At 70.0% G+C, this 24,392-nt stretch carries 23 protein-coding genes and 2 pseudogenes; 8 read left to right on the top strand and 17 right to left on the bottom strand.

The genetic code is table 11. The features are described from left to right. The first annotated feature begins 91 nt into the window (after window positions 1–91). Window positions 92–2,272, top strand: coding sequence for an RNA polymerase recycling motor ATPase HelR (gene helR, locus ACZ7SW_RS39250; protein ID WP_470235434.1), 2,181 nt, complete (start codon window positions 92–94; stop codon window positions 2,270–2,272). Between the two features lie 3 nt (window positions 2,273–2,275). Here helR and ACZ7SW_RS39245 read toward each other — a convergent pair whose 3' ends face one another. Continuing rightward, window positions 2,276–3,241: an Lrp/AsnC family transcriptional regulator gene (locus tag ACZ7SW_RS39245; protein ID WP_470235433.1), complete on the bottom strand. Its 966-nt coding sequence runs from the start codon at window positions 3,239–3,241 to the stop codon at window positions 2,276–2,278. Between the two features lie 110 nt (window positions 3,242–3,351). On the opposite strand from ACZ7SW_RS39245, the gene ACZ7SW_RS39240 reads away from it, so the two are divergent. Then, window positions 3,352–4,764: an amidase gene (locus ACZ7SW_RS39240; RefSeq protein ID WP_470235432.1), complete on the top strand. Its 1,413-nt coding sequence runs from the start codon at window positions 3,352–3,354 to the stop codon at window positions 4,762–4,764. Here the strand turns inward: ACZ7SW_RS39240 and ACZ7SW_RS39235 are convergent. Beyond that, window positions 4,693–7,860 (bottom strand): AfsR/SARP family transcriptional regulator, encoded by a 3,168-nt coding sequence (locus ACZ7SW_RS39235; RefSeq protein ID WP_470235431.1) that lies wholly within the window; start codon window positions 7,858–7,860, stop codon window positions 4,693–4,695. The two genes, ACZ7SW_RS39240 and ACZ7SW_RS39235, sit on opposite strands and share 72 nt — an antisense overlap. A gap of 95 nt (window positions 7,861–7,955) precedes the next feature. Here ACZ7SW_RS39235 and ACZ7SW_RS39230 point away from each other — a divergent pair, with 95 nt between their 5' ends. The 3 genes from ACZ7SW_RS39230 to ACZ7SW_RS39220 all read left to right on the top strand — a co-directional run bounded on the left by ACZ7SW_RS39230 (window position 7,956) and on the right by ACZ7SW_RS39220 (window position 10,832). Beyond that, window positions 7,956–8,822, top strand: a complete 867-nt coding sequence (locus ACZ7SW_RS39230) for an NAD(P)-dependent oxidoreductase (RefSeq protein ID WP_470235430.1) — start codon at window positions 7,956–7,958, stop codon at window positions 8,820–8,822. A gap of 10 nt (window positions 8,823–8,832) precedes the next feature. Then, window positions 8,833–9,693 carry an NAD(P)-dependent oxidoreductase gene (locus ACZ7SW_RS39225; protein WP_470235429.1) on the top strand — a complete coding sequence of 287 codons (861 nt, stop codon included), beginning with the start codon at window positions 8,833–8,835 and terminating at the stop codon, window positions 9,691–9,693. A 167-nt stretch (window positions 9,694–9,860) separates the two neighbouring features. Continuing rightward, window positions 9,861–10,832 carry an ArsR/SmtB family transcription factor gene (locus tag ACZ7SW_RS39220; protein ID WP_470235428.1) on the top strand — a complete coding sequence of 324 codons (972 nt, stop codon included), beginning with the start codon at window positions 9,861–9,863 and terminating at the stop codon, window positions 10,830–10,832. 22 nt (window positions 10,833–10,854) lie between these two features. On the opposite strand, the gene ACZ7SW_RS39215 is transcribed toward ACZ7SW_RS39220, so the two are convergent. The 12 genes and pseudogenes from ACZ7SW_RS39215 to ACZ7SW_RS39160 form a co-directional block, all read right to left on the bottom strand. After that, on the bottom strand, window positions 10,855–11,163 hold the full coding sequence (locus tag ACZ7SW_RS39215; RefSeq protein WP_470235427.1) for a gas vesicle protein K: 309 nt from the start codon (window positions 11,161–11,163) through the stop codon (window positions 10,855–10,857). Between the two features lie 11 nt (window positions 11,164–11,174). After that, window positions 11,175–11,321 (bottom strand): gas vesicle protein, encoded by a 147-nt coding sequence (locus ACZ7SW_RS39210; protein WP_470235464.1) that lies wholly within the window; start codon window positions 11,319–11,321, stop codon window positions 11,175–11,177. A 33-nt stretch (window positions 11,322–11,354) separates the two neighbouring features. Then, the gene (locus ACZ7SW_RS39205; protein ID WP_470235426.1) at window positions 11,355–11,870 is read right to left on the bottom strand and encodes a GvpL/GvpF family gas vesicle protein; all 516 of its coding nucleotides are present in this window, start codon (window positions 11,868–11,870) and stop codon (window positions 11,355–11,357) included. Between the two features lie 19 nt (window positions 11,871–11,889). Further along, window positions 11,890–12,090: pseudogene (locus tag ACZ7SW_RS39200) on the bottom strand (GvpL/GvpF family gas vesicle protein); the annotation flags it as partial. Next, window positions 12,087–12,425 (bottom strand): gas vesicle protein, encoded by a 339-nt coding sequence (locus ACZ7SW_RS39195; RefSeq protein ID WP_470235425.1) that lies wholly within the window; start codon window positions 12,423–12,425, stop codon window positions 12,087–12,089. The pseudogene ACZ7SW_RS39200 and the gene ACZ7SW_RS39195, both read right to left, overlap by 4 nt. A gap of 14 nt (window positions 12,426–12,439) precedes the next feature. Further along, the gene (locus ACZ7SW_RS39190; RefSeq protein ID WP_470235424.1) at window positions 12,440–13,471 is read right to left on the bottom strand and encodes an SRPBCC family protein; all 1,032 of its coding nucleotides are present in this window, start codon (window positions 13,469–13,471) and stop codon (window positions 12,440–12,442) included. Next, window positions 13,464–14,054, bottom strand: a complete 591-nt coding sequence (locus tag ACZ7SW_RS39185; protein ID WP_470235423.1) for a hypothetical protein — start codon at window positions 14,052–14,054, stop codon at window positions 13,464–13,466. The genes ACZ7SW_RS39190 and ACZ7SW_RS39185 overlap by 8 nt, the downstream gene beginning before the upstream one ends. A gap of 13 nt (window positions 14,055–14,067) precedes the next feature. Beyond that, window positions 14,068–14,304 carry a gas vesicle protein GvpG gene (locus ACZ7SW_RS39180; RefSeq protein ID WP_470235422.1) on the bottom strand — a complete coding sequence of 79 codons (237 nt, stop codon included), beginning with the start codon at window positions 14,302–14,304 and terminating at the stop codon, window positions 14,068–14,070. Continuing rightward, a pseudogene (locus ACZ7SW_RS39175) lies at window positions 14,304–15,039 on the bottom strand (GvpL/GvpF family gas vesicle protein). Before ACZ7SW_RS39175 ends, ACZ7SW_RS39180 begins: the two are co-directional and overlap by 1 nt. Continuing rightward, complete coding sequence (locus ACZ7SW_RS39170) at window positions 15,036–15,473, bottom strand: gas vesicle structural protein GvpA (RefSeq protein WP_470235421.1); 438 nt, start codon at window positions 15,471–15,473, stop codon at window positions 15,036–15,038. The pseudogene ACZ7SW_RS39175 and the gene ACZ7SW_RS39170 overlap by 4 nt, the downstream one beginning before the upstream one ends. 18 nt (window positions 15,474–15,491) lie before the next feature. Beyond that, window positions 15,492–15,758, bottom strand: a complete 267-nt coding sequence (locus tag ACZ7SW_RS39165; RefSeq protein WP_470235420.1) for a gas vesicle protein GvpO — start codon at window positions 15,756–15,758, stop codon at window positions 15,492–15,494. Between the two features lie 205 nt (window positions 15,759–15,963). Continuing rightward, window positions 15,964–16,878 (bottom strand): hypothetical protein, encoded by a 915-nt coding sequence (locus tag ACZ7SW_RS39160; RefSeq protein WP_470235419.1) that lies wholly within the window; start codon window positions 16,876–16,878, stop codon window positions 15,964–15,966. Window positions 16,879–17,061: 183 nt separating this feature from the next. On the opposite strand from ACZ7SW_RS39160, the gene ACZ7SW_RS39155 reads away from it, so the two are divergent. Further along, entirely contained in the window at window positions 17,062–17,805 is a 744-nt protein-coding gene (locus ACZ7SW_RS39155; RefSeq protein WP_470235418.1) for a S1 family peptidase, read from the top strand. 76 nt (window positions 17,806–17,881) lie between these two features. Here ACZ7SW_RS39155 and ACZ7SW_RS39150 read toward each other — a convergent pair whose 3' ends face one another. Beyond that, on the bottom strand, window positions 17,882–18,478 hold the full coding sequence (locus ACZ7SW_RS39150) for a bifunctional DNA primase/polymerase (protein WP_470235417.1): 597 nt from the start codon (window positions 18,476–18,478) through the stop codon (window positions 17,882–17,884). Window positions 18,479–18,851: 373 nt separating this feature from the next. Between ACZ7SW_RS39150 and ACZ7SW_RS39145 the strand changes: the two genes are divergently transcribed. Both ACZ7SW_RS39145 and ACZ7SW_RS39140 read left to right on the top strand, forming a co-directional pair. Then, window positions 18,852–19,949: a serine hydrolase domain-containing protein gene (locus ACZ7SW_RS39145; protein ID WP_470235416.1), complete on the top strand. Its 1,098-nt coding sequence runs from the start codon at window positions 18,852–18,854 to the stop codon at window positions 19,947–19,949. Window positions 19,950–19,993: 44 nt separating this feature from the next. Further along, window positions 19,994–20,779, top strand: a complete 786-nt coding sequence (locus tag ACZ7SW_RS39140; protein ID WP_470235415.1) for a MerR family transcriptional regulator — start codon at window positions 19,994–19,996, stop codon at window positions 20,777–20,779. A gap of 288 nt (window positions 20,780–21,067) precedes the next feature. Here ACZ7SW_RS39140 and ACZ7SW_RS39135 read toward each other — a convergent pair whose 3' ends face one another. After that, on the bottom strand, window positions 21,068–21,478 hold the full coding sequence (locus tag ACZ7SW_RS39135; protein WP_470235414.1) for a hypothetical protein: 411 nt from the start codon (window positions 21,476–21,478) through the stop codon (window positions 21,068–21,070). Window positions 21,479–21,507: 29 nt separating this feature from the next. Next, the gene (locus tag ACZ7SW_RS39130; RefSeq protein ID WP_470235413.1) at window positions 21,508–24,189 is read right to left on the bottom strand and encodes an ATP-binding protein; all 2,682 of its coding nucleotides are present in this window, start codon (window positions 24,187–24,189) and stop codon (window positions 21,508–21,510) included. Window positions 24,190–24,392 lie beyond the last annotated feature (203 nt).

The raw sequence follows: 24,392 nt of genomic DNA, 5'->3' as shown, positions 1-24,392 counted from the left end.
CAAGGTGGACAATAAAAAATCGACGCGTCTTCACCAAGAAAGCAGAAGTTCGCGCCGAATCTGTGTTCAGAATAGCAGCAGCGAGGGGCACGTGTCAACTCAGGGGTACGAAGAAGAACTGCGGTCCGAACAGGACTACGTCGCCGGTCTGTACCGGCGGCTCGACGACGAGCGCCGGCGGGCCGGCGAGCGCTATGCCGCTGCCCTCAAGCGAAACGACGAGACTCCGGGCGAGCGCGACGTCGAGGTGCGTGCGCTCACTCGCGAAACGCGGCGGCTGTCGGTCGCCGACTCCGGGTTGTGTTTCGGGCGGCTCGACACGCTCGAAGGCGACCATTCCTACATCGGCCGGATCGGGCTTTTCGACCAGGACGACGAGTACAAACCTGTCCTTCTCGACTGGCGCGCCCCGGCGTCGAGCGCGTTTTACACCGCTACCGCCGCCACCCCGGAGGACATGCGGCGAAGGCGGCAGTTCCACACGCACGGGCGGCACGTCACGTCCTTCACCGACGAGGTTTTCGGCCGTCCGGGCAGCGACGAGGAGAACGACGCCGACGCCGCGCTGCTCGCCGCGGTCAACGCGCCCCGCGGCGAGGGGATGCGGGACATCGTCGCGACGATCCAGGCCGAGCAGGACCGCATCATCCGGCTCGACCATCCCGGCGTCCTGGTCATCGAGGGAGGACCGGGAACCGGGAAAACCGTCGTGGCGCTCCACCGCGTCGCGTATCTGCTCTACACGCAGCGCGAGCGGATGGAGCGCCACGGCGTCCTCGTCCTCGGGCCGAATCCGTCGTTCCTGAACCACATCGGCCGGGTGCTGCCGTCGCTCGGCGAGTCCGACGTGGTGTTCACCACCCCGGGCGGGCTGCTCCCGGGGCTGCGCGCGCACGCCGAGGACGAGCCGGAAATCGCGCGGTTCAAGGGATCTCTGCGGATGCTCGACGTCCTCGGCGCGGCGGTCGCGGACCGGCAGGAGCTGCCCGGCGAACCCATCCTGATCGAGCTCCGCGACACCACGGTCCGGATCGACGCGGCGACCGCCGAGTGGGCCCGCGACGAGGCGCGGCAGAGCGGACGGCCGCACAACGAGGCGCGGGCGGTGTTCGTCGAGATCGTCACGTACGTGCTCACGGAACGCGCCATGGCCCGCATCGGGCGCGGTTGGCTCACTCGCGACGACAAGGAGGAATGGGAGGACCTCCGTTCCACGCTCGTCAAGGAACTCCTCGCCGACAAGGCGTTCGTCAAGGCCATCGACCGCCTCTGGCCGATCCTGACCCCGGAAAGCCTGCTGGCCACGCTGTATTCCTCCCCCGCCCGGCTCGCCGCGGCCGGTGCCAGCCCGGCGCTGCTGCGCGAGCAGGGCGACGCCTGGACGGTGTCGGACGTCCCGCTCCTGGACGAGCTGATCGACCTCCTGGGCAAGGCGCCGGACCGCGCGAAACAGAAGGAGGACAAGGCCGAACGCGAGGCGGAGGCCGAGTACGCGGCCGGCGTGCTGGACATCATGCGGCTCGACCGCGAGGAGATGGACGAGGACATCGGCCTGTCGGCGGAGCACCTGCTCTACGACACCGATCTGGCCGAGCGGTTCGTCGAGTACGACACCCGCGACCTCGCCGAACGCGCCGCCGCGGACCGGGACTGGACCTACCGGCACGTCGTGGTCGACGAGGCGCAGGAACTGTCCGAAATGGACTGGCGGGTGCTGATGCGGCGCTGTCCGAGCCGGTCGTTCACTGTGGTCGGCGACCTGGCGCAGCGTCGCTCGGCGGCCGGGGCGACGGACTGGGGCACGATGCTGGATCCGTACGTCCCGGGCCGCTGGGTCTACCGATCCCTGACCGTCAACTACCGCACCCCGGCGGAAATCATGGCCATCGCGGGCACGGTGCTGGCCGAGTTCGCGCCGGGGGTCGAGCCGCCGGAATCGGTTCGCGCGTGCGGAGTCCGGCCGTGGTCTCGGAAAGTCACTGACGACGAGCTGCCTGCCGCGGTCGAGGAATTCGTCCGCGACGAGGCGGGCCGGGAAGGGACCAGTGTCGTGATCGGGCCGCCTGATGTGCCGGGTGCGGTGCAGGCGTCGGACACGAAGGGGCTGGAGTACGACGCCGTGCTTCTCGTGGACCCGGACCGGATTCTCGCGGACGGTCCGCGCGGCGCGGCCGAGCTGTACGTGGCGCTCACGCGTGCGACGCAACGGCTCGGCGTGCTGCACCGGGGCGCGTTGCCGTCGGTGCTGAACGGGTTGGAGGAGCGAGGGTAACCGTCAGGGGCGCAGCTCGGGGGTCAGGACGCTGCTGCGCTTCAACGCCTTCAGCACCACCCCGGTATGCACCGAATCCGCCTGCCGGGACCATCCGGAGCTGCCGACGAACTCGTGCAACGCGGCGATGTCGGGCAAGGTCACGTCAGCCAGCAGCTGATACTCGCCCGTCATCGCCGCCGCGTACCGCACGTACGGCGAGCCCAGCAACGCCCGGCCGAGGTCGTCGACGTCGTGCGGGCGGCACCGGATCCACAGCAGTGCCTCGACGGGCAGCCCGAGCACGGCAGGCTCCACCACCGCCCGGATGAACACCTTTTCCTCCCGCCGCAACGCTTCCAGCCGGCGGCGGACGGTCGATTCCGAGATCCCGGCGGCGCGGGCGAGTTCCTCGTGGGTCCGCCTGCCGTCCTCGCGCAGCGCTCGCACGAGGGAGCGTTCGTCGCCGCTGAAGGAGACGCCGTCGGGCTGCCGGGGCTGCGGGGTCGGCTGCGGCAGCGAGGAGATCGCCGCTGACTCGGCCGGGCTCAGCAGGCCGGGCTGCCATTCGTGGATGGTGCGGTAGTAGCGGGTGACGGTATCGGCCGTCAGATCGTGCAGGCCGGGGATTGCCGCCATCTCGTCGAACATGAAGGTCGGCAGCCGGTTGCGGTCGCAGAAGACCTCGGCGACCAGTTCTCCCGGCCCGGTGATCAGGTAGCAGAAGCTCGTCTCCGGCCGTCCTGCGAGCGCGGTGCCCGCGGGACGGCCGAGCCCGGGCCGGCAGCGGCCGCGGACCAGCAGCGGCACGCCGTGCGGCGAAACGGCGACAACCGTCACGACGCCGGTGCGCAGCAGGTGCGTCCCGCGCCGGGCCACCGTGCGCTCCGGCGCGTCCAGCACCTCGGCGATCCGTCGCCAGGACGCGCGGCCGTCGACCTGCAGCGCGCCGGCGATCCGGCGGTCGAGGGGGTCCAACCGTGCGGTCATCAGCCAATACTGTGGCTGATTTCGTCATTTGTCGAGCAGCTCTTGTCCGGCCCCGGCACGACGCGCGAAGCTGACGTCGCGAACGGACACCGTGGTCAGGAAGGAAGCCAGTGAGCGCCGAGGAGATCTGTTACCTGTCCGCCCGCGAACTGGCCCGGCGGCTGCGCACCCGCGAGCTGTCCGCGCGTGAGGTGCTGCGCGCCCATCTCGACCGGATCGAGCAGGTCAACCCCCAGATCAACGCCATCGTCACGCTCACCGCCGAGCGCGCGCTGAGCGAAGCCGCGGCCGCCGACGAACGCCTCGCGCACGGCGAGGAGGTCGGTCCGCTGCACGGGATTCCGGTGGCGCACAAGGACACCCACGACGTCGCCGGGGTCCGCACCACCTACGGCTCCCCCATTTTCGCCGACCATGTGCCGGACAGCGACACGCTCGTCGTCGAACGGATCCGAAACGCGGGCGCGATCACGCTCGGCAAGACGAACGCGCCGGAGTTCGGTGCCGGTTCGCACACGATGAACCCGGTCTTCGGGGCTACGCGCAACCCGTACCGGCGGGATCTGTCCGCTGGCGGCAGCAGTGGCGGCGCGGCGGCGGCGCTGGCCGCGGGCCTGCAGCCGCTCGCCGAGGGCAGTGACATGGGCGGTTCACTGCGCAATCCGGCGTCGTTCTGCAATGTCGTCGGCCTGCGTCCGTCGCCCGGACGCGTGCCGACCTGGCCGGCGACGCTGCCATGGGAAGCGCTGGGCGTGCAGGGGCCGATGGGCCGGACGGTCGCGGACGTCGCGCTGCTCCTCTCCGTGATCGCCGGGCACGACGAGCGCAACCCGATCGCGCTCGACCAGCCTGCCGCGCCCTTCGCCGGGCCGCTCGACGCCGACCTCTCCGGTCTGCGCGTGGCGTGGTCGCCGGATCTGGGCGGTCTGCCGGTCGACCCGGCGGTCAGCGCGGTGCTCGAACCGGCGGTGCAGGTGTTCGCCGATCTCGGCTGCCGCGTCGAACCGGCCTGCCCGGACCTCGCCGCCGCCGACGAGGTGTTCCGCACCTTGCGCGGATGGCTTTTCCACGCCGGGTTCAGCGGTCTGCTCGAAGAACATCCCGGCAAGATGAAGCAGACACTCGCGGACAACATCGCGTTCGGCGCGACGCTTTCCGGCGCCGACATCGCGCACGCGCAGACGCGGCAGCTGCGGCTCATCACCGGGATGCGGGAGTTCTTCACCCAATACGACCTGCTGCTCGCGCCGGTGAGCCAGGTGCCGCCGTTCCCGGTGGAGTGGGAGTATCCGGAAACCGTTGCCGGGCAACCGATGCACGACTACCTGGAGTGGATGCGCTCGGCGTACTCGATCTCGGCGACCGGCTGCCCGGCGCTGTCGGTGCCCGCGGGGTTCACCGGCGACGGACGTCCGGTGGGGCTGCAGATCATCGCACCGCTGCGGGGCGAGCTAGGACTGTTGCGCGCCGCGCACGCTTTCGAGCAGGCCACCGGGTACGGGAATCAGCGGCCCGTCTTCTGAGGCACCCGTCTCGCCGCCCGCGCGGAACTCAGCCGCGAACTCCTCCGCACCGAGAATGTCACTCGCGCGGGCGGTGATCCGGTCCACGTCCTCCCGCTCCGCTGCTGGCAGCGGAGCGCCGACACCAGCCCTCGAAGCCGCAGCCGCGCCCAGCAACCGCGCGGCGTCGCGAGCCGCACCGGCCAGCGCGTGCGCGCCCGCCAAACCTTCCAACGCCAACGCGATCGCCCGCGGATCCCTCGTCCGGCGCGCGATCTCATAACCTTCTCGTTGCCGCAGCAACGCAGTCTCCGGATCGTCGCGCAATTCGGCGACGAAACCGAGTTCCGCGAGGATCAGCGTGTTTCCCGGCTCGAAATCGACCTGCCGGTTCCACGCGAGCAGCGTCCGCAAATGCTCCTCGGCGAGATCGAGGTCGCCCTCGCGCCGGGCGCCGAGAGCGAGCCCGGTCAACGCATACATCTCCCCCGGCGTGAAGCCGTGCTCCGCGGCGAGGTCTCGCGCTCGGTGATGCAGCTCCCTGGCCGCGGGGTATTCCTTGCGCAGCAACGCAACCCGTCCCAGCCACGAGAGCTGGTACGACGCTTCCGGCCACAAGCCCAGTTCCTCGGCGATCCGCAATCCTTCGGTGTACCCGGCCTCGGATCGAGCGTAATCCCCGGAAAGCGTGCCGAGCGTGCCCTGCGCGAAAATTGCCTGCAGCTGGCCCCATTTGTCGCCGATTTCGGCGAACAGTTCCGCGCAGCGATCGGCGTAACGCCGCGCTCCGGCGATATCGCCTCTCGACAACACTTGGCTAGCGCGATCGCCACTGGCGGCGGCGATCCCCCACCGGTCGCCTTCGGCTTCGAAGACGGCAAGAGCGTCCAGGGTCAGCGGTTCGGCACCGGGCAGGTCGGCCACTGTGGACAGTGCGTAGCCGATGAACCACTTGGCCCGGCCGCTCATCGGCTGTTCGGCCACCGGACGCCAGTCGGGCCGGTCGCCGGCCAGGACGCCGAGCGCGGTGAGCGTCGCCTGTGCTTCCGCACGCAGTCCGAGATCGCCGCCGGGCAAGCCGAGCGCGGCGTGCAGGGAGCGCATCGCCTCGGCCATCCGGCCGCGCAGGAACCGGTACCAGGACAGCCGGTTCGCCAGCCGCAACGCATCGTCGGCGCTTCCCCAACCGGCCAGATTCTCCGCTGCGGCACGGAGATTCGGCAAGTCCGCGTCGAGCCGTTGCAGCCAGCGACGTTGATCGCGGCCACGGAGACCGGCGTCCGCGGCACCGGCGAGCCGGACGTAATACTCCGCATGCCGACGCCGCGTCTTTTCGACTTCACCGGCTTCGCGCAACCGCTCCAGCCCGTAAACCGCCACCGATTCGAGCAGCCGGTACCGCGGCACGCCGGTGTTCGCGGGCACGACCAGCGAGCGGTCGACGAGCTTCGCCAGCAGACCCAGCACCTCGCCTTCTTCGACGCCGTCACCCGCACAAACCGCTTCGGCCGCGTCGAGCGCGCAATCCTCCGTGTGCACTGACAAGCGTTGCAGCACAAGGCGTTCCGACGTGCTCAGGAGTTCCCAGCTCCAGTCGATCATCGCACGCAGAGTCTGCTGCCGGGCGGGCACGCCGCGGCGATTGGTGTCCAGCAGCCGGAAGCGATCGTCCAGACGGCGCAGCAACTCCGGCACGCCCAGCGCGCGCACGCGAGTCGCGGCGAGTTCGAGCGCCAGCGGCAATCCGTCCAGTTTCCGGCAGATCTCCGCGACCGCGGCCGCATCAGCACTGTCCACAGTGGATCCGGTGTCGGCGGCCCGTGCGGTGAACAATCGCGCGGCGCTGTCGTGGTCCAGCGGCGGCACCGGGAATTGCGTTTCCCCGGCGAGCCCGAGCGGTTCCCGGCTGGTGGCGAGAATCCGCAGCCCGGGCGCGGCCGCCAGCAGGTGCGCGGCGGTCGCGGCGACCGGTTCGATCAGCTGCTCGCAGTTGTCCAGGACGACCAGGGTTTCCTTGCCGCGCAACGATTCGGCCAGCCGCCGCGCCGGATCCGCCGGTGCGGGCGCCGCCGCGTCCCGGATTCCCATTGTCGCGGCGATCGCCTCCACGACCCACTCGATCGGCGGGCACTGGCTCAACGCGCATTCGTGCCGGTCCATGCCGGTCAGCTCCACGAGCCACGCGCCCGCGGCGAAGTCCCCGCCGAGCCGGTGCGCGGTCTCCAGCGCGAGCCGGGTTTTGCCGACGCCGCCGGGCCCGGTGAGCGTCACCAGCCGGGATTCGCCGACGAGCGTGCTGACCGCGCGCACCGCGGCGGTCCGCCCGACCAGTTCGGTGAGCGGCACCGGAAGCTGCGGGACGACGGCGGTCAGCGCCGGGTCCTGGGCCAGGATCGACCGGTGGAGCGCGGTGAGTTCGGGGCCGGGGTCGAGGCCTAGCTCGTCGGCGAGGCGGCGGCGCAGGTCGTCGTACGAGGCCAGCGCTTCGCTCTGCCGCCCCGCCGCATAGAGTGCGCGCACTTGGAGCGCACGCAGTCGTTCCCGCAACGGATGCTGCCGGACGAGATCGGCGAGTTCCGCGGTGAGCGCGGCAGGTTCGCCCAGCGCGAGCCGGGCGTCGGCGAGGTTTTCTGTCGCGACAAGACGATTCTCTTCCAGCCGCTGGATCACCGGCCGCGCGAAGGGTTCGTCGGCGAACTCGGCGAGCGCCGGGCCCCGCCACAACGCCAGCGCTTCGGTGAGCAGCGTGGCCTTCGACCGCGGGTCCGCCGACGTGTCCGCCTCCGCGGCCAATGCCCGGAACCGTCCGACGTCGAGCGCCTCCGGCTCGATCCGCAGGATGTAACCGGGTGCCTGAAACACGAGCGCGCCGCCCTGCCCCGGTTCGGCGCCTTCGAGGGCACGGCGCAGCTGCGAGACCTTCGTCTGCAGAGTGTTGACCGGGTTGCCGGGCAGCTGGTCGCCCCACAGGTCGTCCGCCAGCCGGTCCGCCGGCACCGGGCGGCCCTCGTGCACGAGAAGGACCGCGAGCAGGGTCCGGACCTTGGCCTCGGGCACCCGGACCGGCCGGCCGTCGTCGCTGCTCACGGCCAAGGGCCCCAGGATGCCGAATCGCACAGATCCACCGTAACCGCACCCGTGCGCGGACCCCCAGCGAACCGTGCGCGCGCCTCGGCACCGTGGTCGGCAGATCAACGAACTGGAGGGACGACATGTCCGGGAATGCGACCTCGGCGACCGTGCTGGGGCTCGGTGCGATGGGCAGCGCGCTGGCCGGCGCGCTGCTGGGAACGGGACGGCCGGTGACGGTCTGGAACCGCTCGGCGGACAAGACGAAACCGCTGGTGGCACGGGGTGCGGTGGCGGCGGAGTCGGCCGCTGAAGCGGTCGCGGCGAGCGAGCTGGTGATCGTCTGCCTGCTGGACGACGCGTCGGTGCGCGAGGTGCTCGGCACGGCTTCGCTGACGGGCCGGGCGGTGGTGAACCTGGCCAACGGCACCCCTCGACAGGCGCGTGAGCTGGCCGAATGGGTGTCAGAGCGGGGCGGGACGTTCCTCGACGGCGGCATCATGGCGGTTCCGCCGATGATCGGGCAGCCGGGCGCGTTCGTGTTCTACAGCGGGCCCAAGGATCTGTTCGACACGCACCGCGCGGCGTTCGACGCGTTCGGCGGCAGCAACTACGTCGGCGAGGACCCGGGGCTCGCCGCGTTGCACGACCTCGCGCTGCTGTCGGGGATGTATGGCCAGTTCGTCGGCATCTTGCAGGCCTACGCGCTGATCCGCAGCGAAGGGCTCTCGGCGGTCGAGTTCGCGCCGCTGCTGAGCGGATGGCTGACCGCGATGGGCACCTTCGCCGAACGCGCCGCCGAGGAGATCGACAGCGGCGACTACACCCAGGGCGTCGTGTCGAACCTCGGGATGCAGGCCGCCGCGTTCGACAACCTGCCCGCCGCGGCCGCCGACCAGGGCGTCAGCTCCGAACTGCTCGCGCCGCTGCACCAGCTGCTCCTGCGCCGGGCCGCCGACGGCCACGGCGCGGAAAACCTCACGAGCGTCATCGAACTGCTGAAGAAATAAGGAGAAACCCGTGAATGTGACGTTGCTCGGCCTCGGCCCGATGGGCCAGGCCATGGTGCGGGCCTACCTGGCGGCGGGCCGCGAAGTGACGGTGTGGAACCGCACCGCGAGCCGGGCCGACGGGGTGGTGGCCGAAGGCGCGAAGCGCGCGGCGACCGTCACCGAAGCGCTGGCCGCGAATGAACTGGTGCTCCTCAGCCTCACCGATTATCAGGCGATGTACGACATTCTCGCGCCGACCGAGGACGCGCTGCGGGGCAAGATCGTGGTGAACCTCAGCTCGGACACGCCGGAGCGGACCCGGGTGGCCGCGGAATGGCTGGCCGCGCGCGGCGCGGAGATGATCGCCGGCGGGATCATGGTGCCCGCGACGGTCGTCGGCACCGAGGGCTCGTTCGTGTTCTACAGCGGCGCGCAGCCGACGTTCGACCGGATCGAGCCCGCCCTGCGCGTCATCGGACGGCCGGACTACCGGGGCGCGGACCCGGGCCTGGCGCAGCTGTACTACCAGTCGCTGCTGGACCTGTTCCTCACCACGCTCTCGGCGTTCATGCACTCCGTCGCGCTCGTCGGGACGGCCGGGGTGCCCGCGGCGACGCTGGTGCCGTACGCGACCGAACTGCTGACGCTCGTGCAGACGTTCCTGGACGAGGCCGCGAAGAACGTCGACAGCGGCACCCACCCCGGCGACCAGGCGAACGCCCAGATGATGGGCGCGACGGCCGACCACATCCTCGCCGCGAGCCGGGACGCGGGCATCGACGTGTCACTGCCCGCGGCGGTCAAGGAGCACTACGACCGCGCCGTCGCCGCCGGGCGCGGACGGGACAGCTGGACCAGCCTGATCGACGTGATCCGCAGCAAGGCTTGATCCGCCCGCGGTCTGGGAAGCCGTCGCCGTTAAGCCCGGCCGAAGTCGCGGCCCCGCCCGCCGACGGATCCGCGCCGGTCGTCGGAGGCCCCTTCCCAGACCGCGGTCCCGGGCCGCATCCTGGACGCAGAGCCGCGCTGGGGAGGCGCGGACCAGGGGTGGTTTCTATGCTGCGGATGATTTTCACCGCCGAAGACCTGTGCCGGGTGCGAGTCGCCGGCGGCGTGCACCCGACGTGGGAGCTGATCCTGAGCATCAACAGTCTCCAGGACCCTCACCTGCCCCTGGAGTACCGCGGCTGGCGAGCGGCGGTCCTGACCGGCGCCCGGCGCTCCCCCGCCCGCTGGCGCTGCCTGAAAGCCGCCGCGGAGCTGGTCCCGGCCGGGAACTTCCCGGACTTCCTGACGCCCGCGCTGGACGAAACGGACGTCGGAGCCCACTTCGAAACCATCCTGTCCCAGCCGAAAGCCGCCCTGCGCGAGGACATCGTCCGCACGTTCGCCCGGCACCGCCGCGTACCGCGCTGGGCCCGCACGGTCTACGCCGACGGCAGCACCCGCGATGTCGTGCATGCCCTGCGCGAGTACAGCGACCTGGTCCTCGATCCCGCGCGATCGGTCCTGGACCGCCGGGTCGGGACTGACCGCGGCCGGTATGCGGAGCATGTGCTGAGCGGCGGGGTCGAGGCGCTGCTGGGGAATCTGCACCCGTCGATCCGGTGGCGCAATCCGGTTTTGGAGGCGGACTACCCGCGCGATCGCACGGTGGCCCTGGAGGGCCGGGGTCTGGTTTTGGTGCCTGCCCATTTTTGCTGGGGCGGGCCGGTGACGTTCATCGATGCCGCGCAACAGCCGATGCTGGTCTGCCCGGCGGTGGGGCTGGTGCCGCCTGAACCGGTGGGCACTCGGGAGGATCAGCTGGCCGGGCTCGTGGGCCGCACGCGGGCGCGGTTGCTGTGCGAATTGGCGGCGGAGGCGTCTACGACTGCGCTGGCCGCGCGGTTGGGGGTTTCGCCGGCGGCGGTTAGCCAGCATACGAGGACTTTGCGAACGGCTGGGTTGATTACGACGACTCGGGAGGGGGCGGGGGTGCATCATTCGCTTACGCCGTTGGGGAGGGCGTTTCTCGGGGCGCGCTAGACACCGCGGAGATACGCCTTTCTCACAACAACGTCCCCAACGGACCCAGGTCGAGGTTCAGATCCGCCGCCGAAAGACCGTACTGGTCGCGAAGTTCGGTCAGCCGTCGTTCGAGCAGCATCAGGGTCAGGCCGAGCCGCTCCTCCTGGTCCTCGGTCAGCCCGCCTTCCTCGACGCGTCGCAGGGCCTGGCGTTCCATCAGCTGCCGGAGCAGTTCGATGATGGTCAGGACCAGTTTCATCAGGTCGCGTTCCACCGAATCGGCATCGGTCTCGAGGCGAGCGGGCGCGTCGCGGAGCGCTGCTCCGAGGAGTTCCTCAGCCTCGTCCATCGTCGCTCCTTTCACCACGGCGCCGGGCGGTCTTCGCGGACCGAGGTGATCAGTGCGCGCAAGGAAATATGCACCAGGTCGACCTCGGCGACCGACAGCACCAAGTCGCCGCTGAGCACTACACCGCCGGCCAGCAACCGGTCCAGCAGATCGACCAGCGCGAGCCGATCGGTTCCGCTCCACCGCGGCGCTCACGAGAGCCCCGCGAAGGAGTACGGGGCCCACGGGCCGGTGGCCTCGATTCCGGCCGCCTCCGATTGCCGCAGTTCCTCGATGCGGGCCAGGAATCGTTCACGGCCGGTGTCGGGCACCAGACACGCCAGGTTGAGGATGTTGCTGTCCTCGCGGCCGGTCAGGGCGGGATCCCGGTTGCGGTGCCGATGGATTTCCGCGGACAGCCGCGCGAGTTCTCGCTCGATCCGCTCGGCGGCATCGACCGCCTCGTCAGTACGGGCATCCCGCGCCTTGCGCTGGCGAAGTCGTTGCCGCAAATAGGAACGACCGTCGGCGGGTGCCTCGTCCTCGACAGAATCGCGGAGCGAGACGAAGACTTTGACGCCCCATTCGGCATGATCCCGGACCCGACGCAACGCTGCGGTAAATTGCACGGAATGCTCCGCGAGCATTTCGCGCACCCGATCCGCGTCCCGATAGATCGTCGCCATCCGCAGCGGCAGCACTCCGGTGCGACGGCTCGCCTCGTCCACCACGGGCGTTGTGCGCGCGGGCGATTTCTTCCAGCCGCGGAAGGTGTTCCAGATTGGCCTGCAGGGCGGCCTCGTCGAACTCCTCGTCCGGGACCGGGCTGACCAGCGCGGTCAGCCCAGCCCCGGAAATCGCGGAAACCGGGCGGTCGCGGAGCCCGGTCAGGCCCTCGACCGGATTTCCCGGCGAGAATTCGGCGACCGCGTAGCAATACCAGCTCACTGTTCCGCTCGCTCTCCCCGCGCGAGTTCGAGTTGCGCGCGCAGTCGTTCGTTCTCCTCCAGCAGATCGTTCCGCCGCGAGCCCGACGTCAGCGACGGATCGTGCTCCCACCAGTCGATGCCCATTTCCCCGGCCCGGTCGACCGACGCGACCAGCAACCGGATCTTGATGGTCAGCAGCTCGATGTCGAGCAGGTTGACCTGGAGGTCCCCGGCGATCACGATTCCCTTGTCCAGCACCCGTTCCAGGATGTCGGCGAGGTTCGCGCCGCCGCCGGAACCCGGCTGGCGGGACACGCCGAGCGGTCTCCCGGTCGGCAGGCTGGGCTCGCTCATCTGCTGCCTCCTCGTCACCGCGCCGAAACTGCCCGGCGGCCGCGGGGCCGTTCGTCCTCGGCTTCGGCGTCGTCTTCCTCGGCGTCGTCCGGATCTTCGTCTTCCTCGACGTCGTCGGGTTCCTCGCCGGCGAACTCCTCGTCCTCGGGCTCCTCGCCGGTGTCCTCCTCCTCGCGCGGTTCGTCCTCGGGCGAGCCGTGCTCGTCCTCGTGCACCTGCTCGGGCGTGCGCACGACCTCGCCGTCGCGGATCTCGCCGCGCCAGCCGTCACCTGAAGCCTGCCCGGCCATCGTGATGAACCGGCGGAAGTGCTTGAGGTCCAGCCGCGCCCGGCGGCCCTGCGCGCGCCAGATGTTGCCGGTCTTCTCGAACAGGCCGGACGGGTAGTACTCGATGACCAGCAGGACCTTTGTCAGGTTCGGGGCGAGTTCGTGGAAAGTCACCGCGCCTTTGATCGTGCCCTTGGCCCCTTCGGTGCTCCACACGATGCGTTCGTCGGGAACCTGCTCGGTGACCGTGGCCTTCATCGACCGGTTCGACCAGAAGATCTTGAACCGCCACTGCGAAGTGATGTCGCCGGTCTGCTCGGCGCTGACGACGCCCTTGGTGAAGCTGCTGAACTTCTGGAACTCCGTCCACTGGTCATACGCCTCGCGGACCGGCACGCCGACGTCGATGTCCTCGATGATGTTGATGACCTTCTTGCCGCCGGAGCCTCCCCCGCGTTTGCCGAAGAGACCCGACACGGAGTTCTTCAATGCTTTGCCGCCGGCCTCGACTATCGATTTGACCGGGGTTTTCCCTTGGGCGATTTTCTCGCTCGCACTGAACAAGCCCTTAAGCGAGCCGCTTCCGCCCGCGTCGGCCAGCTTCCGGGACGCCTCGCCCAGTTTGGTGCCCGCGGAGGACATCACCTGTTCCACCTTCGCCTGCGCGTATTCCTCGCCGGCGTGGAGCAGTTGCTCGGTCGCGGGATTGCGCGAGGCCAGTTCCCGGAGCTTCGCCAAGGGTCCGATTTCGTCGCTGCCAGAACGGGATTCAGCCACGGTTCACCCCCGAAGCGCCCGAACGCTTCTGCGTCCGGCTGCTGGAAGAAGCCCGTTTGCGCGACGACGAACTAGCCGAGCTGCCGGACGTCTTGCGCGCGGGCTTGCGTTCCCCTTGAGCCGTACTGCGCGGTTTCGCCGGACGTTTGCGCGGCCGGGCATTGCTTTCTTCCGCACCGCCGTCCTCGCTGTCGTCGCCGTCCTCCGGCTCTCGATCATGCGAGTCTTCCGCGTCTTCGTCCTGGCTGCTGCCGCCGAGGGGAAGACCGGCGGCTTTGTCGCGCAGGTTCTCGGTGTGCCCCTGCAGCGAACCGGCGAGCCGCCCCGCCTGATGCGCCAGGATGTCCGCGGCCAGCGTCTTGCCCGCTCCCACTACCTCGTCCCGCACCTGATCCCGCACCCCGGCCAGTTCGGGCGACGAGGCCAGCTCGTGCGCGATGTCCGACAGCAGCTTCTTCGGGTCGAGATTCAGTTTCCTCCCGACGAGCCACGCGCCCATGGTGATGGCCAGCTTGGCTTTTTTCCTTCTCCCGAGCACGTATCCGCCGACCAGGGCGGCCGCGACCTTCATTCCCGGTGTCATCTCTTCGCTCCGTTCATCCGGCAACCCCCCGGTCGAATTCTTCGAGCAGTTCGAGTATTTCGTCTTCCCTGCGGTCGAACTCCTCCTCGCTGAGGCCGCCGGCCATCGGCTCCTTTTCCAGGGAGACCAGCTCTCTCCGCAATTGCGCGATTTGTTCCCGCTCGGCGGCGTCGACGACCCGTTCCGCCACCCAGGCGACGCCCCGCACCGGCGCCAGCGGAAGCAGGAGAAGCTCGCCGAGCAGACCCACTAGTTATCCTCGGTGAAACTGTAGGGCGGCAACGGTCCCTGCACCCGTACCTCCGCGACTTCTTCGACGAGAGTCGTCAGCTTCCGCACCGCGTCCTGGAATTCGGCCGTTTTCTCCTGGGGCACCAGGAACGAGCAGTTGAAAAAGCATCCGGCGACCTGCGGCCCCGGAGCGTGCTCGGACGCCAGCGGAAGCAGATATCCGAGAACCGCGTCGGCGTCCTCGGCCTCGCGTTCCTCCAGCCGCCCGGCGGCCAGTTCGCCGAACCGGACCTGGTCCGCTTCCCCGCGTCCGGCGTCCGGCGTCCTCCCGCAGGCTCGCGGCCAGATTCCGGATCTCCTCGTCGCCGGCGAGAATCTGGCCGAGGACGACCTCTTCCCGGTGCGTGACCTTGACGTTCATCTCCACGTGCCCGCGAACGCGGTGCAGCACGGCCGTATACACCTCGGATTTGGCCGCGATCTCCTGCGCCACAGCGGTGTCGTCGTCGGCGACGACCCCGAAACGCATCGGCAACGTCGGCCCGCCGTCGCACAACGCCTGCAGGATCTCTTGGTGGGCAAGAAGATCCCGGCGTTTCGCCCGCAGTTCGCCTTCGACATCGCCGACTACCGCGCTGAGCTCGCCTCCGGCAGGCAGCACCCGCGCGGGCGCCGGCACCGGTCCGACGCCGCGCAGACTGCCCACCTCGGCCGGATGATCAGCGAACGTGATTCCGTACAGGTAAGTGCTCATTCGCTCAACCTCGCACTGCTGCGCCGACTGCGGCCGCGAGGCCGCTCCTCGGCCTCTTCACCGTCCTTGTCGCTGGACTTCTGGAACTGCTCGGCAAAGGTCTCGACCGCACCGGTCAGCGCGCCTTTGGACTTTCCTTTGGCGCCTTTCTCGGTCACCTCGCCCAGCAGGTCGGGCAGCGTCGTCGCGCTCGAAGCGCGGGTGAGGTCAAGCCGGTTGCAGGCCTCGGCGAACCGCAGGTAAGTGTCCACACTGGCCACCACGACCCGCGCGTCCACCGTGAGCAATTCGATGCCTACCAGCGAAACCCTGACGAACGCGTCGATCACCAGACCCTTGTCCAGGATCAGCTCGAGAATGTCGTAGAGGTTCCCGGTTCCCGGCCCGCGCTGCAGCTGACTGCCCGAGCCCGACCGTCCGGTCGCCATGGTCATGAAATCCCCTTTCCTTCCTCACGCGTCGGTCTGGCCGCGCGCGTACCGCCGCACCTGCTCGTAGCCGAGGAAGCCGCCCCGCGCGTCGACCCGGACGCAGTACGTGGCCATCAGGCTGGTGGTGTCCGGAACCCGTTCCAGCTCAAGCACTTCCACCAGCAGCTTCCATCCGTCGCCGTCCTTGGTGAACGCCGACACGGACTCGATGTCCTTTTCGGTCAGTTCCTCGAACACCGAACGCGCGTCACGCAGCAGACCGGCGGGCGACCGGCGTTCCTCAGCCATGCCGCCCCCGGCCGTCGCCGAGTCCACTTTCGCCAGTCCGATCAAACATGTGGAGTCGGCTGCCCGGGCCGACCCGGCCAGAACTGGCTACTCGTCAGGAAAATCGAAATCGGGCCGAACAGCGCAGCGCCGCCCCGCCAGTCAGCGGAGAACCCGGCACCGGTGTCCTCAGTGGATCGCGGCGGGATCGCGGACGGTCACCGGATCACCACCGCCACCGCATCCCGTGGATTCCGGGCCCCTGCCCGGTCCGGATCACGTGGACGGGCACACCGGACCGCACCCGCGCCTCCGCGGTCTCCAGCTCCGGCCCCGCAGGGGAATCCTGGCGGTACGACACGCATTCCGCGGGCAGCGCCGCCGGATCGAAACGCACCTCCAGGAGGTGTTCCGCGATCGGCAGCCGGAACCGCCGGTCGTAGCGCGAGTCCGGCTCCTCGTCCCGGAACGCGAACCGGTACTCCACGATCGCCGTCTCGCCCGGGGCCAGCGGATGGTCCAGCACCAGCTCCGTCACCGAGAACGCCTGCTCCGGCGTCGCCTGCACGATCCCCGGACGGCAATACCGCGCCGACACCAGCTGCGGCGACTGTCCGAGAGTGAATCCCCGCAGCGCCACGATTCGCACGAACGCCGGTTCGTCCAGCGCGCGCAGCACTTCCCGCACGTGGAGACTGCGCAGCCGGCCTTTGGCGTCGACACGCAGCGTCTCGTGCACGCTGACCGATTCCGGCGACGAGTCCTCAAACGAGTTCAGCACCATCGGAAGCAGGCTGCGGTTTTCCCACAGCCGGTCCCACCGCGCCGCGCGCGGGGCCGGGGTGCCGGTGCGCGGACGGTCCAGCAGCGCGCGCAGCGAACCCGGCGGCACGTCCAGCACGGGTTCCAGCAAGGCCAGCGCCCGCAACGATTCCGGCCGTTCCGGACGGCTGCGGCCGGTGCGCCACGAGCTGAGCGTGGTCGTGCTGACGGGCACGCCGGACGCCGCGAGCCGTTCGCGCAGCCGTGCCAGGCCGAGGCCGCTGCGCTCGATCGCCAGCGAGAGGGCGCGCTCGAACGGGCCCTCGGCCAGCGCCTTGGCCAGCCGCTCCCGCGCCGGAGCAGGGGCGAACAACCGCATTTCGCCCCTCCTGGAAAAACGGACTGAGACGGATTGTCGGCACTGTTTCACCGGTTGGCAACCCGTCGAAAGTCGCGTCGCCGCCGCTTGCCCGCCACGGGCGTTTCGGCGGATTCCGCTGTCCGGCCGCGCTGCTTACGTTCGGGAGCGTCCCTATCGGAAACGCCTTCCCCAAGGAGCGACATGCGCGCACTCACCCGTGCCCTCGCCGTGCTGACCGGTTCCTGCGCGGTGCTCGGCGCGGTCGCGGTGACCCCCGCGTCCGCGAGCCCCGCCACGCCCGACGCCCAGCCGTCGATCATCGGCGGCAGCACCGCGCAGAACCCCGGCTACCTCACGCGGTTCAACGGCCACGCCAACGGGTACACATTCTTCTGCACCAGCACGCTCATCGGCAGCCGCTGGGTGCTGACCGCGAAACACTGCATGTACGACAACAACGGCCAGCGCCTCAAGGACATCGACCTGTACATCGGTTCCAACAGCGCCAGCGGCGGCGTGCACGCCAAAGCCTCCTCCACCTACGTCTACTCCGGCGGCGACTTGGCGCTGATCAAACTGGACACCGACGGCGGCAGCACGTTCGCCCGTCTCGCCAGCAGCTCCAGCGACGCGCAGGAGGGCGACAGCGCCACCGTGTACGGCTGGGGCGCGACGCAGAGCACCGACGAGGGCCACCACCAGTCGAGCGTGCTGAAGCAGGCCGTGGTCACGATCTCCAACACGCAGGACAGCGACAACTCCGGCGGACCCGCGATCACCGCGAGCACGCCGAACGGCGCGGTGGCCGGCGGGGACTCGGGCGGCCCGATGGTGGACGACGGAGTGCAGGTCGGCGTGTGCTCGACGAGCGACCGCTCCAGCGTGACGACCTACGGCAGCGTGGCCGCGGGGCGGGACTGGATCCAGCAGACCTCCGGGGTCTGATCGTCGCGCCCGTGCCGGAGGGGTTGGTGCGCCTCCCCTCCGGCACGGGCGGTCGCGTTTCTTCCAGGGGGATGAACTACCCGGATTCGCGGGAAAGTTCGGCAAGCTTGCCCAGAATCCCGGCGCCGTCGCCGAGCGCGTCGCGATCCAACGGGGAGATGCGCCACCACACGACCCCTGAGACAACCCTGCTCGGCGGAAGGACGACGAGGTCTCCCGTCGAAAGGATCTCGACCCCGGGCGCCAGATCGCGGTCCACGCGGGTGCCGGGCTCCACGAAGAAGAACGCCCCGTGCGGCGACAGCGCCATCGGACCGAGCGGACGGCCGCCGTCGAAGGCCGCGAGCGTGCGCCAGCCGAGGTGGGTCGGAGTGCGCAGGACGTCGAAGCGCGGCCCGACCGGCGCGAGAATCGCCTGCCGATGCACCGACCACCATTCCGAAATAACGCGGCGGTCGACAGTGGCGCCGGACGGGGACACCGCCGGCTCCCGGCCGCCGAGCAACTCGAGAGTGACCGGATCCCAGCTCGTCAGCCCGTCGCACACCGGCCCCGGCAGCACCGGCCAGCCCCGCGCGGCGTAGTTCTCGGCCGCCGCGCGCAGCGTACGCAGCGCGGCCCCGTGGTCCCCGGCCAAGCAGCGCGAACGGCTGCCACGCGCAACAAGGGTCATCGCGAGAATCCCTTCCGAGAGAGCAAGCCCCGGCCGCGCGGTTCACGGCGGACTGCGGCGGACTCCGCGGGGCGAGCGGGAATCGGTTGCCGGAATGCCACCGACCACCATGCGACCGCGGCGCGTCCCAGACCAGCCCGCAAACCGGCAGCAAACCGGGAGCTGCCGGGCGGGGATGCGGTCGTGTTCTCCCGCCGACAGGCACGCGGGCCATCAGCCGAACTGCGCCCGGCTGGCCGCTTGGACGGCGTCGGCCCGGCCAAGAGGAGGTGTGAGCCAGGTCATGGTTGAGGTTGACCTCGGGTCAGGGTGGAGGCTCGTCGCAGCGGCACGAAGCCGACCCGCCAGTACCGATCCGCAGGAGCGAAACACCATGACGAGCACCCTTTCCGACCAGAACCGTCCGGAGCTGCGGCAGGCGCTCGAGGAGATCGTCGATTCCGGCTTCGTCGGGGTGTCGCTGCGGGTACAGGACGAGCGCGGCGTGTGGACCGGCAGCGCCGGAGCGGCCGAGCTGGGCGGAAGCGCGAAGCCGCCGGCCGGCGGGCACGTCCGGATCGGCAGCAACACCAAGACGTTCACCGCGACCCTGGTGCTGCAGCTGGTGGCCGAGGGCCGCATCGGGCTGGACACCCCGGTGCTCAGCTACCTGCCCGAGTTCGGCCTGGACGAGCGGATCACGGTGCGGATGCTGTTGCGGCACACCAGCGGGCTGTTCAACTTCACCGGCGAGGTCAACGAGGACGGGACCCTCGCGCTGGGGATTCCCGTGCCCTACGGCCCCCGGGGCGAGGAGTGGCTGGACCGCCGGTTCACGACGTACCGGCCGCGGGAACTGGTCGAGCTGGCGCTGGCCGGCCCGGCGCGGTTCGAGCCGGGGACGGGCTGGAGCTACTCCAACACCAACTACGTGCTGGCCCGGCTGCTGGTCGAGAAGGTCACCGGGCGATCGGCCGCCGAGGAGACGCGGCTGCGGATCGTGGAGCCGCTCGGGCTGTCGGGCACACTGGTGCCCAGCGACCCGGAGATCCCCGAACCGCACGCGCACGCCTACTACCGGCACGAGGACAGCGGCGCGCAGAAGACCGTCGACATCACTCGGCAGGACCCCTCCTGGGTGTCCGCCGGCGGCGACATGATCTCGACCGTCCAGGACCTGGCCGCGTTCCTCCCCGCACTGCTGGGCGGCAAACTCCTGCCGGCTGAGCTGCTGGCCGAGATGTGCGCCCCGCATCCGACGGGCATCCCGGACATGGACTACGGCCTGGGAGTCTTCGTGCTGACCACGGAGGACGGCGGCACCGTCATCTCCCACAACGGAGCCCAAGGCGGCCACGCGGCGCTGATGTACAGCACTCCCGACGGAAGCAAGACCCTGACTGCCGCCCTGAACTGTGTGGACGACGCCAGCATGTCCATCGCGGCGGCCTTCCAGAGCGCGCAGCGAAGCCTTCTCCGTCAAGTGTTCTGACGGGAACCGGACCATGCCGCGGGAGGACAGGGCAGGCTGAGCGGATGAAGAACGGGGTCACCATCGGGCAGGCGGCGGCATTCGTCGGCGTCACGGTGAAGACGGTGCGGCACTACCACAAACTCGGCCTGGTCGCGGAGCCCGAACGCGACAGCTCCGGGTACCGGCGGTACGGATCGGCCGAGCTGTTGCGGCTGGTCCAGGCCCGGACCCTGGCCTCCGCCGGGGTGCCGCTGGCCGAGATCGGAACCCTGCTCGACGCCGACGCCGCCACGCTGGCCACCGCGCTCGCCGACGTCGAACGGCAGCTCACCGAACAGATCGAGGAACTGACCGAGCGACGCGACCTGCTGGGCCGCCTCGCCGACGGCGACCGGGCCCTGCTGCCGGACCGCGCCGCGGCGCTGCTGGAGCGGATGCCCGGCCTCGGCTTCCCCGCATCCGAGGTGGCGGCTGCCAGGGAGGGCTGGGTGCTGGCCAAAGCCCTCGCCCCCGAAGCCTTCGACGAGTACCTCGCCGACCTCGAACACGCCCTCGACGACCCCCGCTACGTCACCTTGATCAAGCGCGGCGCCGAAGCCGCGGCCTGGGAACCGGACGACCCCCGCATCGACGAACTCGCCACCGAGATGGCCGAGCACTATCTCGCCAACCCCGCCCACCTGAGGATCGTGACCGGCCTGCAAGCCCGCACCGAAGCCGCGACCCGCTACGAGCTGATCGCCCACCACGGCGAAGAACAGGGATCGGCCGCGGCGAAGGCCCTCGCGCTTGTCGAGAGCAAGCTCCGCTCCGCCGGTGTCCGCATCCCGAGGTCGGGGTCCCGTTGAGAGCTCCGGACGCGGGGGGTGCCGTGGGCAGGTGCGAAATTGCTTGATGCGGCGAGGGAACGGACAGAGTCAATATCCCGTGCAAGAGCGATCCCTCGCCCACTACAAGCCGTTTCACATCGCCGCCATGGGAGCTGGCTGAAACCCTGTGCGACAGACGCTGCTGCCCGGAGGGCTGCGCAGGACTTGGTCGACGGATGCCTCGGACCGTCGTGCGCCGTCCAGTCCGTTTTGCTCGCGAGCGACGGTGAACACGGGATCCGCCCAAGGTATTGCGGCAACGGGGTTTCAGCTGCCGAAGCGGCGGCGGAAATCGGCGACCAGGGTGTCACCGGCCGCGGTGACCAGCCGGACCACCACCGGGTGCAGCACCGTCCGCCCGATCGCGCTGGCGAGCGCGGGAATGTGCTGGGAGAACCAGTTACGCACTCGCTCCATTGTGGACAGATCCGGCGGGTCCGCGGTGATCGCCTCTTCGAGGTCGTCGATCTGGGCGCCGCCTGCCCCGGCGAGGTCGGCGGGCAGCGCCGCGCGGATCTCTTCGAGCAACGCGGCGACAGCGGCCAGATCGGACTGGCCGGGCGAGCCCGCGGCGTGGTGGTCGCCGCCGGTGGTGATGTTGTCGTTGCCGAGGACCATCTGGCCGGAGAGGTCTCCTCCGACGTGGATGGTGATCCGGTCCTGTCCCGGTTCGGTCATCGGGTCTGGCCTTCCTGCGGTCGTGGGAATCAGCCGGTGCGGTGGATCGAGTGGGCGGTGATGGCGCCGCCGCTGACGGTGTAGGTGCCGGCGTAGGTCTGGCGGGTGTGATCGGTCTGCACGGCGGTCAGGCTGATGGTGACGACGTCGCCCTGGGTGGCCACGATCGTCAGTTCGTCGTGGTCGGTGCGGGCGAAGCCGGCGACGAACTGGCTGTAGGTCTCGTGCAGTTTGTCGCCGCCCAGCGCCCACGCTTGCTGGTAGTGGCGGGCGTTGATCGCGTCGATGTAGTTCCGCACCACGGCGGCAGGCCCGGTCGGCACCGGGTCCGTGGCGCTCGGTGCCGTGCCGGTGGGCGAGGTGGTCGCCGGGCCGGTTCGCGCGGCCGGGTTCGCCGCGGTGACATTGCTGATCATCCGGGAGAGTCCTTGCGGGACAAGGTAATCGAGGCCGTGGAGGGTGCCGACGAGACTGTTGCGGCCGATTCCCTGGGCCATCGCGTACACGTAGTCGTCGTCGAGCACGTAATGCGGATCGGTCGTGCCGTACAGGTCGTAGCTGTTGGCCGTGCGCAGCAACGGGGTCAGGCCGACGGTGAACCCCGAATGCCCTTCGAAGGCGGCATCGCTCAGCGGCGGCCCGCTTTGGCTGTCCGGTTTTCCGCAGCTGGACAGCACCCGGCGCACCCCGGTGAAGAACGCCGACGCGGCGGTGGCCGAGGGGAATTGATAGATGGCCTGGTCCACATAAATGGACTGCTGGCGGTCCGGATCGGTGGCATGGGTGTTCGCGGCGAACGCCGATTCGCCGAAACCGGGCACGAATGTGGTTTTCAGCAGCAGCGTCGACCAGTCGGTGCAGCTCATCGTGGCCAGGTTGTGCTGCGGCTGAGCCGTGCTCAGGGTCGCGCCGCTGGTGACCTCGCTGCCCTCCGCGACCCCCATGTCGTCCGGGAACGAGGACTGCGGCGCCAACGCGTCCTTCAATTGGATACCGGTCAACTGTGGCGCGGTCACCGCCGCCGGCTGTTCCTGCGCCGCCGGGGGCGGGGCGGCGGGCAGGAGGGCTTGCACTCCCAGGTAGCTCGCCCCGCCGACGACCACTGTCGCCACCCCGGCGACAGCGAGTTTCGCGCTCAGCCCGACACCGGCCTTGACCCCGAGCGCGGTCCCTTTGGCCCCGCCCGCGGCGGCTTTCGCGCTGACCGCAACGGTCTTCGCCGCTGGAGCGACTGCATGCGCGGCAGCCTGACCGCCCACACCTGCGTGCGCGACCGAGCCGATGATCGCCGGGATCTGGTGTGCCAGCGCGACGTGCGAGGCCTGCCCCAGTTCGTGCCAAACCGCCACCGCCGCCCCGATCGCGGCCGCCGCGGCCACGCGTTTGCCCGTGACCAGGCTGCGAATCCCGTCCTCGTGGGTGAGATACGCCAGGATCGAACGGTCCCCGGCGCGCTCGGCGGCGATCTTCCCGCGATCGAGGATGCGTTGCCACGCGCCCATCCGCAGCGAACACGCGGCGAACGGCGCGGCCGCCTTGGCCAGCCGCGCGCCCGCACCGGCCGCTCCGGCGGCCACAGTGGCGTCGACGACCGCGCTGATCAATTCGGCGTGCTCAGCCACCAGTTGCGGCGATGGTTGCGGCGAAGCGATCCAGGACAGCAGGCCGGCGGCCATACGTTCCGCAGTGCCAGGCGAGACAGCTGAGCCGAGCGCATCGGCGACGCCGGAGGCCAGCTGGTAACCGAAGCCGTCCTCCAGCACCAGGCCGTGCGCGGCCAATTCTGCCAATGCCGCGGGCAGTGCGGCCGCATCACCGACCATCCAGGGCAGCACCGCGGGAGAGAGCACCGGCTTCCCGGGCAGGTTCAGCAGCGTGAGCGCTTCCCGCGCGGATCCGCTCAGGCCGCTCAGCACCCGGGGCAGCAATTCGCCGATGTCCGCCGCCCGAGGCAACGTCCCCTCGCCATCGGCTCCCGCCGCCCCCGCCGCACGCAGCAGCAACAAGGGAAGACCGTCACTCACCCGCCACAATTCCGCCGCGATGGCCTGTTCCTCGTCCCGCAACGGCCTCCCCAACGCGGTGGCCAGCAGCGTGCGAGCGGATTCCTCGGTCAGGCCGGACACGGGCAGCGCCGCGCCCTCGTTCCACACGCTGCGCTCGACGGCCGTGCACACCACGGTGGCCTCGGGCGCTCCGTCCAGGAGCACGGCCCGCTCGTCGGCGGACCAGTCGAGATCGTCGACCAGGATCAGCAACGGCACATCGGCCATCAGCCGGCGAAGTTCCGCTCGGGACGGGCGATAACCGGGTGCCTCGAAGCAAGCCTCGAACACCTCCTGCACCAGATCCGCGACGTCCCGGCCGCGGGCAGGCAGGAACACCACGTCCGCACGGTCCTCGGCCAGCACGCCGGCGGCGTAGCGCAGCAACGTGCTCTTGCCCCCGCCGGGAACCCCGTGCAGCTGCACCAAGCTGTGCTCGGTCACCGCGGCGCGGACCGCGGCCAAATCCCGCTCCCGGCCGACCGGCGGGTTCGTCCGCCGCGGCAGCAGCCGTGCGCTGGTCCGCCGCAGCGGCCGCGGATGCTGGCCCGGAGGCACGATAGTGACCACCGACTGCTCGGCGTAGACGGTGATGTTGTGGTCCCCGACCACCAACTGCCCGCGGAAATCACCGGCGACGTCGACGCGAGTGCCCGGTTCGACCACCCGTCCTCCCCACTGTCGCACCGGCAGGGGCCGGCTCGCACACGAATGGGTCGCGAGCAGGCGGACGGCGTTACAGAGCTAGGCCAACCGAATGAAGATCGGTTCCGGCCGGTCGGCGAAGAAAGGCCGAAAACCGTTCAGCAGCACCTATATCGCACTGCTGATCAGCCCCGGCCGGACGCCGCGCGAATCAAGATTCCCGG

The sequence above is a fragment of the Amycolatopsis sp. NPDC114484 genome, from assembly GCF_055633755.1.
Note: the sequence above shows the minus strand (reverse complement) of the source record. Positions and strands in the feature narration are given on the sequence as shown.